The sequence below is a fragment of the Roseovarius sp. genome (assembly GCF_965277045.1).
Taxonomy (GTDB): Bacteria; Pseudomonadota; Alphaproteobacteria; order Rhodobacterales; family Rhodobacteraceae; genus Roseovarius.
Genome location: NZ_OZ255712.1, coordinates 606,129 through 621,302, shown reverse-complemented (window position 1 = coordinate 621,302; position 15,174 = coordinate 606,129). Strand labels below are relative to the sequence as shown.

Genomic DNA, 15,174 nt, shown 5'->3' with positions numbered 1-15,174 from the left:
GAGCCCGCCACGCGGGAACGCGGTTGCATGCGTATCTCGGCAGGTCTTTGTCGGATGGCCCCGAGTTTTGCTCACTATACGCAACCAATGCCCTCCACTACTGTTGCCGACATGAACCCTATCTCAAGCAAGCTCCGGCCTGATATCGAATTGATCGAACCGTCAGACCTCGATTCCGGGCTCATGCAGACATGGCGCCAGCTGCAGGCAGGCAACCCTCTGTTGCGCAGCCCGTTCTTTTCGGTCGCGTTTCTTCAGGTCGTTGCCGGCGTCCGCAGTGACGTCGAAATCGCCATCCTGCGGGACGGCGACAGCATAAAGGGGTTCTTCCCGTTTCACCGTCGACCCGGCGCGCGAGGGGCACCACTGGCCGCGCCGATTGCCGATTACCAGGGCATCGTGGGCGAGGCGCCAGAGGCCGTGAGCCGGCGCGATTTATTGGTGGCGTGCGGCCTCTCCACATACGATTTCGACCATGCGCTCCGCGACACGCCCTTGTTCGAAAGAAATGCGTTCCGACGGACCGGGTCACCATTGATAGACCTCTCGGGCGGGATCGATGCCTGGCGTGCGGGGCGGATGAACTCTGGCAGCGCACTCAAAAACGTCGAGCGGAAGCTGCGAAAAATGGAACGCGAACTTGGGCCGGTCCGCTTCGAAACGGATGACAAGGCAGCTGATACCTGGACAACCTTTCTGACTTGGAAGCGAGCGGCGATCGCAGCGATGGGCGCGCGGTTCGTGCTCGATCAGCCGTGGGCGATGCAGGTGCTCGAACGGATTCGCGGCACGGATCAGCCGGAATTCTCGGGGTGCCTCTCTTCGCTTTATGCGGGCGACCGCCTTGTCGCCGCGCATTTCGGAATGAGGTCGGAAAATACCTGGCACTGGTGGTTCCCCACCTACGACAACGCGGCGTCTCGATACACGCCCGGGCTCGGACTGCTGCTGCATTGTGTCCGGCAGGCCGCGAAAGAAGGACTGACCGAGATAGATCTGGGGCGCGGCGACGAGCGTTACAAAAAGGAGTTCGCCAACGAGACGCGCGCGCTCTGCGAAGGGTCGCTGGAACGCGGGCTGACACCGCAAGGCGCGGCCCGGCGTTTCCGCAAGTTCACCTATCGCACCGCGGAAACCGTGCTTCCGCCCCGCTATCTCGATTTCAAGCGCCGTGCGTTCAACCGCCTTCTTCGGGCCGGACACGTATAGGGCGACGCCGGGTGTCCTTCGCTCAACGCGCCACAGCAGCAGCGTAGAGATCGACCAGCATGTCAGCCCAACTGTCCGGTGTCGTCGACAGGAGCGATCCGTCGGAAAAACCTCGACTGCTCATTCCGGCAATCTCCTCGGCGTTCATGTCCCGGATGCGTGACAGCTTGGCATCGAAGTCCGCAGGATCGAACACATCAAAGGCCAGCCCGCAGCCCAGTCGTTCGACATCCGCGGCCAACGCCGTCTGGTTCGAGACAAGCACCGGAAGCCCGCATTGCGCGGCCTCCGCGATCACGAGACCAAAGGTCTCGGGATGTCGGGACGGCATGACAAGCGCGCGCGCATCGGCGACCAGCGCACCGATCCGGTCCGCGGGCTGCCACCCTGCCAGTTCAACCGTGGGATAGTCTCGTTCGATCCGGTCATGCAGATCACCAACTCCGATCAGCCTCAATCGCTGGCCGGTGCGTGCCGCGGCCTCGACCAGGTCCATGACCCCCTTGTCCCGTTCCAGGCGGCCGACATAGACCAGAAGATCATTCTCCTCCGCTTTTACCCGCGTTGTGGTGTAAGGGTCGGCCGGGTTGCGCACGACCCGCAACAGACCTTCCGGGTACCCCGCGCGTCGGAACTTTTCCACCTGCTGCTCGTGGATCGCGATGACACCGGCCCAGGGCGCTTGCCGATCGATGTGCCGGAACAAGACCGCGTGGCGCGCAGCACGCCAAAGCTTGTGCGCATAGTTGCGTTTATCGCAGTTCGTCATCCAGCAGGCCGCGCTCAGCGGCACCAGCGGGCAACTGTGACTACGGCGATAGTTCATGTACATCCCGTTCGGACAGGCCAGAAAATTGTCGTGGGCATGCAGGAACACCCGGACCGCGACCGGCCTCAGGGCTCGAAACACCGACGGCGAAAAGATCTGGGACCAGTTATGCATGTGATAGACCGTTCCCGGCCCATCCAGCCGGGAAACGGCCCGGGCGACAAACTCCTCCGCCGCAGCGTCATGCAATCCCCGGGCAAGGGCCTCCCCCTTCGACCGGCTCAGCAGATCGCTGCCACCATATGCGATCACGTCGACACCCAGATCGGCAAGTTCCGGATTGTCGCCCGCATCCCCGGTGACGAAACTCACGGCCAGCCCGCGTTCCCGCAGCTTCCGGATCAGAAGCAGCGCAAGGATCGCGGCCCCGCCGTTGCGGCTACTGTGATCGTTGAACACCACCACGCGCTCGACCCTTTCGTCATCAGCGTAACGCGACGGCGTCGATGCCATGACTTCCGTCATTGCGCACTCAGTACGGTCACACGCCAGCGGGTATGGTCCCCCTCGGCGCTGCGGTTTGGCCCCAGGATGACCTCCACGCTTTCACCGGCACCAAGAGCTACCCCGTCGGATCGCACGGTCGTCGGCGTCGAAATGACGGTCTTCGACAAGACGCGCCCCTCGTGCCGCACTGTCACCAGAACCCCGTCCGTGCTGCCCGCGTCCGGCGCGACCTCAACGCGCAGATCGACATCGCGCGGCGCGCTCGTGTCGTACCGATAGACAACCGACAACGGGTCGTCCGGCCCCCAGGACGACGGTACGGCCCAATCCGCGCCAACCCGGACCGTCCCGTCCTGCGGCAGCGCCAGATAGGGGGTCCAGGGGACACCGTCACTCTCCTGCCCCGGACGCGGTTCCAGAGGCAGGTCGGTTTCCCCCCGCCGGACGAACAGGGGCCTGTCCTCGACCTCCAGGTACGAAAACCCGTCATAGCTGTCGGCCAGCACCCTCTGAGGACCGAGCCTGACCGTGTCACCCAGGTCGACCGGGGGGCCATCCGAAAGGATCAAGAGCGTCTTGTCGCGCGACAGCCGCAAAGGTGCCTCCAGCACAACGCCCGCGCTGTTCAGCGCCCGCAAACCCGGGGCCAACATGACCTCGCGCGGCGCGCCCCATATCACCAATGCGCTCTGACCGAACTTGCACGCATAGGTGAAGGGGTCGGGTGCGACATCGCTTGCGACCCGGCCTTCGAGATGCGCGCGGATAAGCGCAAAAGCCTGCCCCGTGGCAGTCGGCGTCCCGTCATCGTCAACGAGGGGGACCAGCCCGTCGCCACGCGGGCTGAACGGATACCAGATCGCACGGTTCACGCCGCCAAGCGCCATCTGGCAATACATACGCACAAGATAATCCGGGGCGAGGTCGGCATCGGTGGTGCCGAACTCGGTGATGGCGATCGGCATGTCCGACAGGCCCGGCACCTGACGCAGCACGTCGATCTGGCGCGCAATCATTTCCGGCTTGCTCGTATAGGGATGCAGCACAAAGGCATCCATGTACGCCAGACCACCGGCGGCAGCCACGGCTTCGGCCCACGCCACGGGAACCGAATGCGCCGCTCCGCCCAGGATCTCGATTTCCGGCCTGATCGCTCGAACGGCGCCTGCGGTGGTCGCAAGCAGGTCCACATAGGCGTCCGCCCGCGCCTGAAGGTCGGGTGGCCAGCCTTCAAGCTCCGCAAACTCCCACGAATTGAACTCGTTGCCGATCTCGATCGCCTCTATTGCCGGAAACCGCTGCAGAATCCGCGTCTGATAACCCGCGAAAGCCGCCTGCCCGTCGGCGTCTTGCGGCACATGACCCTCTTCCCAATTCGGGTGCCCGCTATAGGCCAGAAGAAGCAGATCCGCGCCAAGCTCCGCAAGCATCTCCGGGTATGCCTCGCGCATGGACGCAAACTCCAGCCGCCCATCCGACTGTTCCACGTGGTTCCAGATCACCTCATCGCGAAACACCTCTACGCCCAGCGTTCGGCCTCCTGCGAGCGCTTCCGGCTGCCAGCTTTGGCCGAAATTCGACGCCGCACCCAGCAAAGGCCCCTGCAGCGGCTCGGCTGCAACAGCGCTAGTCATCGCCCCAAAGGCCAGAACCCAAGGCCACAAGGCGCGGATCAAGGCACTTGCCTCCGGCGCAGTCCATGCGCAGGGCGCTGGTGCGCAAACCACCGAGATGCCTCCTCCGCCCGCACCACGATCCGGCTGCGCGACAGCCCGACAATCAGGCCGGCGAAGATGAAGAAGAGCGTGCCCAGGTTCGGCGTGGCGGCGGTCAGCATCGCCGCGATGATCTGCGCCAGACAGGCCACCTTCAGGGCTTGAATGACGTTGTCGCGCGGTTTGGCCCCGGTTCTTGCCGGTGCCGAAAACAACGAAGCCAGAAACAACAGATAAAGTGCCGTACCAAGGACCCCCAGGCTGCCGAGGCAGGCCATGAACCAGTTCGATGCCCGCACACTGCCCAGCCCTGCCCCCATCAGCCAGGTATCCGTGAAATTCTTGTACGCCTGGGCGTTCCACGCCATCCGCTCGACGCCCGAGTCGCTTTGAAGCTTGCTGAAAAGCGTTTCGTTCAGGAACCGCTCCACGACGTCGAACATATGGTACCCGACCAGCATCGCGATGCCGGCCAGCCATGCGACTGCGACTGTCGTGACAAGATAGAATGCCACCCGCCTCGGAAACGCCCCGCCTGCCGATTTGAACAGAACCGCTATGGAATAGTACACCAGCAGCAATACCAGCGCGACATAGGCCCCCGACGAGGTCGAGCGCAGAACACAGAAAAGCGCAATCAGAAGCATCGCCGTGACCAGGCGTGACCTGGCCGACACTGTCCAGTAATGCAGCCAGAACCCGAAGAGCACGACAGAAAAGGAACCGAACGCCGAGGCTTCAGGCATGCCACCTACCATGCGTTTGAGACCGGCCATTTCATGGAAAACAGCCATCGCGTAATTCGCCGTTCGCAGCGGGTCCATCAGTGTCTTCAATCCGGCAGCGGCAGAGACCACGTCGATCAGCCCGAGCGCGAAATTGACCGATGTGCAGATCACCAGGGCCTTGAATACCGCCCCTTCATCCGGCCGCAGGCGATAGAGCGTCGCCAAGGCCAGAAAGACGAGGGACGACAAAAGGAAATAAAAGCTCTGCGTGATGTTGCCGCTCGAAGGCGCCAGAGGGATGGAGATAATCCGATCTTCGTTCACAGCGCGCGACAGTCCGAAGATCTCCGTATCGCCCGCAAAGATCCGCGGAAAGAATACCGCCGAGATAAAGCAGTAGATCAGGAGCAGAAGAAGGAAGAAACCGGGCTGCAAGGGCCTCAGGGTCCCAAGGATACGATCCGGCCCGCCGTAACGGGCAATGGCTATGAAAAAGACGATGCACAACGTGAACTCGAGCTGCCCTATCGTGGCCCCGCCGAGCGCCGGTAGATTGAAGGCGGCTGCAGCGCCGAACGGCGCCAGTCCGACAAATGCCCAAAGCCCCCGGAACGGGCCGATCCAAAGCAGCGCTGCGGCAGCGGCGAGCGCGAGAAATGTGCTTGGAACGATTTCCAAATCAGGCCCCTACAAAAAAATCGACTGCGCAGTTCATCGACGTGTTTTTAAAAAGCGCACCGCCCCGCACCTTGGCGCATGTCGCGGTACCGAGACTAGACGATCACGCGCTCAAACAAAGAAAATTGTCCAATTTCGCTCAAACTACGCCCCGCGCATCCCAAGCGCGTAAGCAGTGCGGCGGCATTGCGTGAATTGGACATGATTTGGCAACGATAAGACTCTCGACCCCGGTCCGCGAAAGCGGCGCGCAGGCCCTACGCCGACAAGCCTCGATTATCGTGCGGCCACCAGGAACCAGCCATGACAGATAGCGAAACCCAACAGGTGATGCCACAGAATTGCCTTCACAAAGACACCAAAATGGTGCCTTCCTGGGGCGAGTGCGATCGGCGGTTCGGTCGCACAGCGCGAATCATCATGCAGAACACCCGAAACCTGATTTCCCGAAACCCGCTCAGCGTTCACTTTTACGCACGAATAGCAACAATTCTCCAAGACTGTTCACATTCTGACCCAAGATCAAATGCATTTCCCGGTATTCGTTGACTCGCAGCGGCGCTCCCAAGCTTAATTGAACGGGGATTTTTACGAATTTAGTATCCCAGCCGCATTCGGATCGGCATGTATACATGTCTGTCCGTCCGCTTGAAAAGCGGCGTGATTTTGACGGCCGGGGAAGACAAGTGATTGTGAACTGGAGTGGTCTCGGATGAATACGGTCTTCCCGGAGTCCGACCGGATGCGGGTCGACGCGTCGATGCACGGCGCAAGCAGATCGCGTGATCCCGACGCCGTCGACATGCGCGCGCTTCTGGGACAGTTCTTGCGCCGCTGGAAGCTGATCCTCGGCCTGAGTGCGTTGGCCGCATACACGGCCTATTTCCTCGTCAGCCTTCTGCCCTTCTCCTATACCGCGACAACGAAAATCCTGCTCGATCCCAGCCGTGCCCAGTTTCTTACCGGCATCGAAGTTCTTGAAAATCGCCAACCATCGCAACAGGTGATCAACGGCGAGATCGCGATTCTGACCTCCAACCTCCTGCTTCAGGATGTGATCGAAACGGTCGGGCGCGAGCGTATCCTTGCCCTCGTTCCGGAACTGAAGGAACTGCCGCAGGAAACGCTCATGGACGGGCTCGTCTGGGCGGTGCGCGAGCGATTGACGGTCTGGGCCGAAAACGAAAGCTATGTCATTGTGATGTCGTTTTCGTCTCACGATCCACAACTCACGATGGACCTGCCCAACGTGCTGGCAGAGCGTTACCTCGCCAATCAGGTCGACAACCGCAGGCAAACGATCCGACAAGCCGGAAGCTGGCTTGAAGAGCGGCTGGAAGCGCTTGGGGATGAAGTGGCCAAGACGGAAGAAGACGTCGCGAAGATGCGGACCGAAAGCCTGCTTGCGAATGGCGGCACTCTGGAAAACGCCAGCGAACAGATATCGAGGCTGAACAATCAACTGGTCGAAGCGCGCGCCGCGCGCACGACGGCCGAGGCGCAGATGCTTCAGCTGCGTCAGGTCATGGAAAACCAGGGCCCGCTTGCTGCTGCGGCCCTGGTGCCAAGCACTGCCATGGATGACCTGCAAGAGCGCGCTGTCGATTTGCGTCAACTTGATGCCGGATGGGCCGAAACCGTGGGGCCCGATCACCCCCGCCGCGCCCGCATCCTCCGCGATCTGAAACAGATCGAAGACGAAATCGCCCTGGAAGTGCGTCTTGAACTTGAGAATCTCGAAAGCGGATACGAGGTCGCGCGGCTGAGTGAGGACGCGATCGGCGAGACCATCAGCCAGATGGAACGGCGCGTCGTCGAAATGTCCCGCGGTGAAATCGCCCAGCGCAAGACCGAGCGGCAGGCACAGGCCGCACGCCAGACCTACGAGGCATTGCTTTCAAAGCTTACCGACGCGCGCACCCAGGAACGCCTGCAAAACGCCGAGGCCAAGCTTATCGAGCGCGCCACCCTGCCGTTGAGCCCCTCTGCGCCGAGGCCAAAACTGATGGCAGCGCTGGCCGGCACGACGATGCTGGCCCTAGTATCCGTCTGGGCCTTCATGGCCGAATTGACCGCAACGACCTTCCGAACGCCCCGGGAGGTCGCCGACGAGATCGGCCTTCCCGTTGTGGCCACCTTGCCCGCCGAACGCTGGTTTTCGGCCCGCAGTTTCCTGAAACACATTCGAAAGAAGCCGTATTCTCCTTTCGCCGAAAACATTCGCAAGCTCATGACGATGCTGCTCATGCGCGATGAATTCGCGATCTCCACAAGCGTGACGGTGCTGTCCACAAAGCCGGGCGAAGGCCGCACAACCACGGCGCTGGCCTTGGCGGAACTGTCGGCGCGCTCCGGTCGCGCCGCTATTTTCGTGGATTTCGACCTGCGCCAGGCAACCGTGGCACGGCAATTCCATTGGAACGTTCAGCATGACCTGGCTGACGTAATCGCAGGGGAGTGCGACCTGAAACAGGCCATCAGTTCGCCTGACGACATGCCGTTCGACGTTCTGGTGTGCGCACGCCCCTCGCCCGAAATCGCAGAGGAGCTTTCGAGCCTGGATATCGAGGCGATCGTCGAAGAGCTCAAAGAGCTCTACGACATGGTCATTCTGCAGGGACCTGCGCTCCTGTCCTCGGCCTTCTCCGTCATCGTCGCCAAGGCATCGGACAATCGTGTTCTTGTCATCGAAAGCGAAAAGACCAGGCGCAGCGAAGTGAAGGAAGGGCTGGCCATGCTGCAAAAGCTGCGACTGCCGGTCGAAGGCATTGTGTTAAACAAGTTGCGCACGTAGGCGAAAAGGTCCCAATGGTCATGAGCACGGTCGACTCATCACTCGTTCAAACCCTCGATCCCGGGCAGTCCGGCACGCCCGAGGCCGAGGCGCGTGCCTCAGCGTCCCACGGCCCCGCATTGCTGCGCGGGGCGCAACCGCGCGTCGCGCTGATACATTACTGGCTGGTCGGCATGCGCGGCGGTGAAAAAGTGCTCGAAGCCCTGTGCCGCCTCTTTCCCGATGCGGACATCTACACGCATGTCTACGATCCTGGCAAAGTCAGCGCCACGATCCGGCGCCACAGGGTCTTCACAACGAACATCGCGCGGCTGCCGATGGCGCGGCGCTTTTACACCAAGTATGTCTCTAAGATGCCGCGCGCGCTGGAAGACCTGGACCTGTCCGGTTACGACCTTGTGATTTCGTCCGAATCCGGTCCAGCGAAGGGAGTGATCCCTCAACCCAATGCCCTGCATCTAAGCTATGTGCATTCCCCCATGCGCTACATCTGGGACCAGTACGGCCTCTACCGCAAGAACACCGATCCGCTGACCAGGGCGCTGATGGGGCCTTTGACCAGCCGGTTGCGAACCTGGGACGTCACGAGCGCTGCACGGGTCGATGATTTTGTGGCGAATTCGCATTTCGTCCAGCGCAGGATAATGAAGTACTGGCGGCGCACGTCGCACGTGATCCATCCGCCCGTCGACGTGTCGGCCTTCGCCCCTGCGCCCGATACGGAAGTCGGATCGTTCTACCTCTATGCCGGCGAACTGACCTCCTACAAACGCCCCGATCTCGCGATCGAGGCGTTCAATCGCCTCGACAAGCCCCTGATCGTCATCGGCGGGCCTGACAACGCGCGACGCGCCCTGGCCCGGGGCGCCGGGCGCAACATCCGCTTCCTGGGCCGTGTCTCGGACGAGAAGCTGAAATCCTACTTTGCCGCGTGCCGGGCCCTGATCTTTCCCGGCGAAGAGGATTTCGGCATCCTGCCCGTGGAAGTCATGGCGGCGGGTCGGCCCGTGATCGCGTACGGTCGCGGCGGCGTGCTCGACACCGTAGTGGACGGAGAGACCGGCCTTCTGTTCCACGACCAGACGGCCGATGCTCTGGTCGACGCGGTGCGACTATTCGAAACCGAACAGCTGCAGCGGCTGGACAGCCGGCTCATCATCTCGCATGCCGCGCGTTTCGACGAGACCCAGTTCCGAGACAGGTTCATCGACCTGTTGGAATCACACGGAATTCAGACAGTAAGGCCAAAAGGGCCCTGAGCCTTTGGCGCGATCGGATCGGGAAGGGATTTGATGCTGCGGACCCTCTTGTCGCCTTTCGCCGTTGGCGTCGCCTCCAGGGTGGGTTCTCAGGTCTGCGCCTTCGTGCTCATCCTCGTGGCGTCGCGCGCGCTGGACCTTGCGGAATTCGGCAGCTTCGCAATCGCCTCGGCACTGTGCGTCATCTTCACCACCCTCATGTACACCGGCGTCTATCAAACGATCCTGCGCACCAAAGATCTGCCAGCGGATCGCGACACGCTGTTCGCGCTGCAATTCGCGATCGGCGCCGCCGGGTCGATGACGATGGCGCTCATCGGTCTGTCCATCGGCAACCTGTCGGACCTCGGAACGGCGTTCGCCCTGGTTGGCCTCGCCCCTATTCCGGTCCTCGCCTCGTTCAGCGCATGGCTCGAAGCCCATCTGGTGCGCGACGGTCGGGTTCGGGCCACCGCAATCCTTGTTCTCCTGTCAGAGCTGGTGGCCCTGGCGACGGCCGTTGGCATGTTCCGGGCAGGCTTCGGGATCGAGGCCCTGGTCGTGTCGCGTCTGGCCTCGATGGCCTTCATCTTGGTGCTCTATGCAGCGCTCGTGCGCATCGTCCCGAAACCCCGCATCAAGCGTGCGACCATCCGCAGCGGCCTGCGCGAGGCCTGGCCGCTCTGGGGCTCGTCCTCGTTGGGAATGCTGTCGAACTATGGCGCGGACCTGATCCTCGGCGCTTTTCTCAATCCCGCCGCGGTGGGCGCCTACCGGGCCGGCTCGCGCATCGCGAACACCGCCGCGGACGTCGTGACACAGCCGATGGGGATCATCAGCTGGGCACAATTCGCGCGCAAGGAAGCCTCGGACAACCAATCTGACATCCGAACGCTCTGGAAGAACAATGTCGCGCTGTGCTTCGCACTCATGGCGCCCGCAATGATCACCGTCAGCGTTCTGGCGTCCGATATCGTCACGGCTGTGTTTGACCCCTCCTGGGCGGCCGCCGTCACGATCATCTCGATCATCGCAATCGCGCGCCTCATAGAAAGCCTCAGCTTTCTTCTCGAGCCGACGCTGACATGTCTGGGCCGTTCAAAGCAGCAGTTCTTCGTGCGTCTGGGCGACACGCTGTTGCTTGTCACATTGCTCCTCACCATCGGCCGGCACTCCCCCGAAGCCGCGGCGCTGGCGGTCCTGCTCAAGACCTGTGTAACCATGTTCGTGTCGGTGACACTGATGATGCGTGCCGCCGGAATCACCGTCTCCGACCTGGTAGAGATCACGCTGCCCGGGCTTGGCCTGACCGCCTTGTGCCTTTCGGTGATCTATATTGTCGGCCTGTTCCCGCTTGCGGGCGGTTCGGCGACTCTCTTGCTGGCCACTGCCGCAGCCGAGGTCATCGTCTGGTCGATCTGCATCGCTATTCTGTTGCGCAGCCGGATACTGGTGATGCCCGCGATCTGACCTGCCCGTTCAGCGTTTGCGAACGTCGAAGATCACCTGTCCGTCCAACACGTCGATATGGTGGATGCCGATGGTGCCGGGCACCTGCCGCGGCGTGATATGGCGCACCAGCTTTTCCTGGTAGCGGTCCATATCCAGCGCCTCGATCTCCATGATGTTCAGCCCGTACCCATACGTGCCATGCGAATTGTCCTGGCTCGGGCGAAACAACCGCCCGTCCTGCTGAAACACGCGCCCTCCCCCGCGCGCGGTGCGCGAATTGACCACGACCGGGTTCATCGGATGCGGGGTGACCTCGGTCAGGTCCGGTCCGTCGACACGAAACAGATGCAACTCGGAGCAGAAATCATCGAAACTGTCCTCGCAAAGATTGGTGAACAACCACCAATCCCTGCCTACCTTGGCCAGCGTGCTGTCGGACGCGCTCACACCCTCCATCGCCGTCGCATGCAACGTCCACCCAAGCGGAAAGTCGGTCGCGCGCCAAAGTTCCAGCCTTTTCCCTTCGCTCGTCTCGGGCAGCATGAAGATGTCGTCGCCGTGCTGAAACACGAACGGATAGGACAAGTGATAAGAGGTCCGGATCGCATCCCCGACGAAATCCAGCCGCCCCTCGTTCAGACGGCCTGCCGCGATATGTCCGCGCCCCGAGCGGTAATCGAACACCTCGAAAAACACATGGACCTCGCCCTGATGCGCAATCAGAAACGGATCTGCCCAGTACGACCCGGCAGGCGCGTCGAACTCGACCGCCGAAACCGGATCGAAGGTAAGCGGGGTGCCCTCCGCCAGGCGCAAGCAAAATCTTCCGGGACGCCCGCCCATGCGCGCACGGATCGTGTTGGCGCTTCGAACCGCGGCTTCCGCCGCAACGCGCCCGACATATTGCGGCAGCTGAAGAACCGACGCCGACTTGTCGTCAGGCACCTCGTCCGGCAAATCCTCCAGCGCCGGCACCTCGCACAGCGCAAGGCGCGCCAACTGACCGGTCAGGAAGCGCACTGCCTTTTCCCGTTGAAACAGCAGGTTGCGCGAGGCCAGGAACTTGGTGTCAAACTCCGTTTCGGCAATCCTCCGCCAGCCATCTTCCTCCGACGTGAAACTCCACAGGCGGACCGGCGTAACCGGCGCATTGGTCACAGCAGCATGAAGCCCGCTATCCGGATCAACCGTCGAAAGCCGCCAAATTCCATGTTGCGCGTTTCCGGCAAGCACTTCGACGGCTGGAGTTCCTGAATCGTCGAGGATCAGGTCAAGGTCCGGCACAATCCCGGGATCGGCGGGCAAGATGTCCCGGTTATGCAGGCCGGGTATCGGTACGTCCCGCGCCGTTTGCCGGGTGACGGCCGTTTCAAGCGCCAAAGCGGACGACATCAGGCTGGTTACACTTATGGCCTCCTCGCCCGAGGCAACAATGCACACCAGGTCGACCAAATCCATGTCATCGAGGATTTCGACCAGACGCGCACTGTCAGGTCTTGCCGCGTTGGGATCAGCAAGCACCAAACCGACGCGCAAAGGCCGCTGCTCATCCTGCATTGCAGCATCCGACTAGTCGACAAGGCATAGGATTGCGGCCACGGTCAACGCACCGTCGGCCCGTAGGGAATTGCAAATCGCTCAGATCCGTCACCGTCTTCTCCCTGTGGCACTCGTTTGGACAAGTCACCTTTCAATCCCTGACCCGCTCGCTTTCAGTCTGTCGAAAATGGTAGCTATCGCAAGCACGCCAATCTACCCCAAAGGCGTTCACACGCGACACTTCCCTCCAGCCTTTGGGTTACTCCTCCGGTCGAGGCGCACGAACCGGAAATGCCGAACGTGTGGCCCCGGCTCCGGGACTGCCGAAAAACCGGATAGGCAAAACCCTTGAGCTGCGCCTCCCAAGCCGGAGTTTAGTCTTGCGACAACCCAATGCGATCGTGATACTGATCTCGTTTGATTTTGGCTGGTTCTGTTAAATTATCAGTGCGCTGAAACCTTGGTAATTGAAGCTTGGGAGTGTGACGCCATGGGCGAGACCGACCTCGACACCACAGTGCTTACGCACGGCGTGGCGGAGAAGACCGCGACGACCGGCGACATCGAAAGATGCATCGAAGAGTTGCGGATCAACGGATACGCGCTCGCGTCGAGCGGTCTTGAAGAAAGCGAACTCGCTCAGGCCCGGGACGTACTTGACCAGGTCTATGCCCAGCAAGCGGAAGAGGTCGGTGGCGAGGACAATCTGCGGCTCATGAAGGACGCGAATATCGCGCGTGCCGTCTGTGCATACGATCCCCTCATGCTGAAAATCGCCACCTTGCCGGTCATCCTGGACGTCGCTGCCGCGTTCCTCAGGCAGTATTGCGTGCTGATGTCTCATAACGGCATCCTGAACCAGCCGGGGCGCGACCATTACCAGTTCACCTGGCATCGCGACCTGAACTATCAGCATTACACATCGTCCCGGCCGCTGGCCCTCAGCGCACTTCTGGCGGTTGATCCGTTCGACGAAGTGACCGGGGGAACCTACGTGCTGCCCGGCACGCATCTTTTCGAGGCTTTTCCGTCGGAAGATTTCGTCCGCAACCACCAGAAAGTGGTAAAGTGCCCGCCCGGGACAATCATCTTCTTCGATGCCATGCTGTACCATCGCACGGGCAAGAACAACTCGAACGACGTGCGACGCGCCGTCAACCACATCATCACGCCGCCGATGCTGCGCCAGCAGTACAATTTCAAGGAAATTTTCGCGCAGCGAGGCGTCGAAGTCGAGGATCCGAAGGTGCGGGACTACCTTGGCTTCGAATACGAGATCCCCAAGAGCGTCAAGGACTGGCGCGAAGGCAAGATCGAAGCGGCCCGTGCGGCCAAGGCACGCCAGCCGTGACCCTGTCTCAAGCCATAGAGCCCGATCTGAGAGCCATCCTCTCCGAAACACCGCAAGAGGCCCGGGAGCGATGCCGCCGCAGGCTTGACCTGGCGCTGCCCGACACGGACAACATCGCGCTCTTCGGGGCTGGCAACACCGGGCGCGAGGTCCTGAAACGCCTGCGCCGCGCCGGTGTCGAGCCGGTTGCCTTCATCGACGACACTCCCGCAAAGCAGGGCACGGTAATCGACGGCCTGCGGGTCCTTGGCCGGCAGCAGGCAGCGGAAACGCTCAAACCCGACGTGACCGTTCTGGTAACGGTACTGAACCCCAAGCTGACCTTCGTGCAGGCACAGGCCCTGCTGGCCGAAACCGGGCTGAAAACCGAGAGCTTCATGCTGTCGAGCTGGCTTTTTCCCGAAGAATGCGCCGGGCTTTGCAACGTGATGCCACCCGAGGCGGTCCTGCGTGAAAAAGACAGCATCCTGGCATGCGACGCGCTCTGGGCCGATGCGATTTCGCGCGAGACATTCGCCAGGCAGATCGCATGGCGCATGTCCCTCGATTTCACCCGTCTTCCCGCTCCGCGACTGGACGATATCTATTTTCCGAAGGATCTCGATATCAATCTCAGCCCGAATGTCTTTTTTGTCGACGCGGGCGCCTATGACGGGGACACGCTGGCGCAGTTCCTGGTGCATACCCGAGGCGCGTTCGAAGGTGCCGTCTGTATCGAGCCCGACCCCGAGAACCACGCCCGCCTCGAAGGGCGCATCGCGGACCAGGGTCTGGGCGATCGCGTGACGGCTCTGAATTGCGGGCTTGGCGCGAAAGCGGGCGTCTTGTCGTTCAATGCCACGGCCGACATGAGCGCCGCCTTCGACGCAGGCGGCACTGTCTCGATGCCGGTCAAGCGGTTGGCCGACGTGATGCCTGCCGGGCAACCGGCCTATGCGAAATTCGATATCGAAGGGGCCGAGTGGGACGCCCTGAACGGGTCGGCAGAGCATGTAACCGCCAACAACCCCAAGCTCGCCGTCAGCGTGTACCACCTCCCCGAAGACCTCTGGAGGCTGCCCTTGCTGATGGCGCGATTGCTGCCCTCCCGGCGGATCTACCTGCGTGCGCACGGCGTCGACGGGACGGATGTCATCTGCTACGCCGTCTGACGTGCGGGTCCCCTCGCGCCATCGCCGAACCTACGATACTACC

Annotated in this window: 10 protein-coding genes; 6 read left to right on the top strand and 4 right to left on the bottom strand. The window is 61.8% G+C overall.

The genetic code is table 11. The features are described 5' to 3' along the window. The first annotated feature begins 27 nt into the window (after positions 1-27). Positions 28-1,209, top strand: a complete 1,182-nt coding sequence (locus ACQY4V_RS03020) for a GNAT family N-acetyltransferase (protein WP_428515447.1) — start codon at positions 28-30, stop codon at positions 1,207-1,209. 22 nt (positions 1,210-1,231) lie between these two features. Here the strand turns inward: ACQY4V_RS03020 and ACQY4V_RS03015 are convergent, their stop codons facing one another. From ACQY4V_RS03015 to ACQY4V_RS03005, 3 genes are read right to left on the bottom strand one after another with little or no spacing between them, the layout of a single operon-like run. Beyond that, positions 1,232-2,503 carry a glycosyltransferase family 4 protein gene (locus tag ACQY4V_RS03015; RefSeq protein WP_428515446.1) on the bottom strand — a complete coding sequence of 424 codons (1,272 nt, stop codon included), beginning with the start codon at positions 2,501-2,503 and terminating at the stop codon, positions 1,232-1,234. Beyond that, positions 2,500-4,119: a hypothetical protein gene (locus ACQY4V_RS03010; RefSeq protein WP_428515445.1), complete on the bottom strand. Its 1,620-nt coding sequence runs from the start codon at positions 4,117-4,119 to the stop codon at positions 2,500-2,502. Before ACQY4V_RS03010 ends, ACQY4V_RS03015 begins: the two co-directional genes overlap by 4 nt. A 38-nt stretch (positions 4,120-4,157) precedes the next feature. Then, positions 4,158-5,606, bottom strand: coding sequence for a hypothetical protein (locus ACQY4V_RS03005; protein WP_428515444.1), 1,449 nt, complete (start codon positions 5,604-5,606; stop codon positions 4,158-4,160). Between the two features lie 712 nt (positions 5,607-6,318). Here ACQY4V_RS03005 and ACQY4V_RS03000 point away from each other — a divergent pair. From ACQY4V_RS03000 to ACQY4V_RS02990, 3 genes are read left to right on the top strand one after another with little or no spacing between them, the layout of a single operon-like run. Beyond that, positions 6,319-8,400: a GumC family protein gene (locus tag ACQY4V_RS03000; protein WP_428515443.1), complete on the top strand. Its 2,082-nt coding sequence runs from the start codon at positions 6,319-6,321 to the stop codon at positions 8,398-8,400. Between the two features lie 20 nt (positions 8,401-8,420). Continuing rightward, positions 8,421-9,659 (top strand): glycosyltransferase, encoded by a 1,239-nt coding sequence (locus ACQY4V_RS02995; RefSeq protein WP_428515442.1) that lies wholly within the window; start codon positions 8,421-8,423, stop codon positions 9,657-9,659. A 33-nt stretch (positions 9,660-9,692) separates the two neighbouring features. Continuing rightward, positions 9,693-11,108, top strand: a complete 1,416-nt coding sequence (locus ACQY4V_RS02990; protein WP_428515441.1) for an oligosaccharide flippase family protein — start codon at positions 9,693-9,695, stop codon at positions 11,106-11,108. A 9-nt stretch (positions 11,109-11,117) separates the two neighbouring features. Here the strand turns inward: ACQY4V_RS02990 and ACQY4V_RS02985 are convergent, their stop codons facing one another. Beyond that, positions 11,118-12,548 carry a glucosamine inositolphosphorylceramide transferase family protein gene (locus ACQY4V_RS02985; protein ID WP_428515440.1) on the bottom strand — a complete coding sequence of 477 codons (1,431 nt, stop codon included), beginning with the start codon at positions 12,546-12,548 and terminating at the stop codon, positions 11,118-11,120. Positions 12,549-13,119: 571 nt separating this feature from the next. On the opposite strand from ACQY4V_RS02985, the gene ACQY4V_RS02980 reads away from it, so the two are divergent. Together ACQY4V_RS02980 and ACQY4V_RS02975 are read left to right on the top strand one after the other, a co-directional pair. Continuing rightward, entirely contained in the window at positions 13,120-13,980 is an 861-nt protein-coding gene (locus tag ACQY4V_RS02980; RefSeq protein WP_428515439.1) for a phytanoyl-CoA dioxygenase family protein, read from the top strand. Beyond that, positions 13,977-15,131, top strand: coding sequence for an FkbM family methyltransferase (locus tag ACQY4V_RS02975; protein ID WP_428515438.1), 1,155 nt, complete (start codon positions 13,977-13,979; stop codon positions 15,129-15,131). Before ACQY4V_RS02980 ends, ACQY4V_RS02975 begins: the two co-directional genes overlap by 4 nt. Positions 15,132-15,174 lie beyond the last annotated feature (43 nt).

Coding starts and splice junctions, on each gene's coding strand:
- ACQY4V_RS03020 (WP_428515447.1), top strand. CDS start 28: ATGCGTATCTCGGCAGGTCTTTGTCGGATGGCCCCGAGTTTTGCTCAC.
- ACQY4V_RS03015 (WP_428515446.1), bottom strand. CDS start 2,503: ATGACGGAAGTCATGGCATCGACGCCGTCGCGTTACGCTGATGACGAA.
- ACQY4V_RS03010 (WP_428515445.1), bottom strand. CDS start 4,119: ATGACTAGCGCTGTTGCAGCCGAGCCGCTGCAGGGGCCTTTGCTGGGT.
- ACQY4V_RS03000 (WP_428515443.1), top strand. CDS start 6,319: ATGAATACGGTCTTCCCGGAGTCCGACCGGATGCGGGTCGACGCGTCG.
- ACQY4V_RS02995 (WP_428515442.1), top strand. CDS start 8,421: ATGAGCACGGTCGACTCATCACTCGTTCAAACCCTCGATCCCGGGCAG.
- ACQY4V_RS02990 (WP_428515441.1), top strand. CDS start 9,693: ATGCTGCGGACCCTCTTGTCGCCTTTCGCCGTTGGCGTCGCCTCCAGG.
- ACQY4V_RS02985 (WP_428515440.1), bottom strand. CDS start 12,548: ATGGATTTGGTCGACCTGGTGTGCATTGTTGCCTCGGGCGAGGAGGCC.
- ACQY4V_RS02980 (WP_428515439.1), top strand. CDS start 13,120: ATGGGCGAGACCGACCTCGACACCACAGTGCTTACGCACGGCGTGGCG.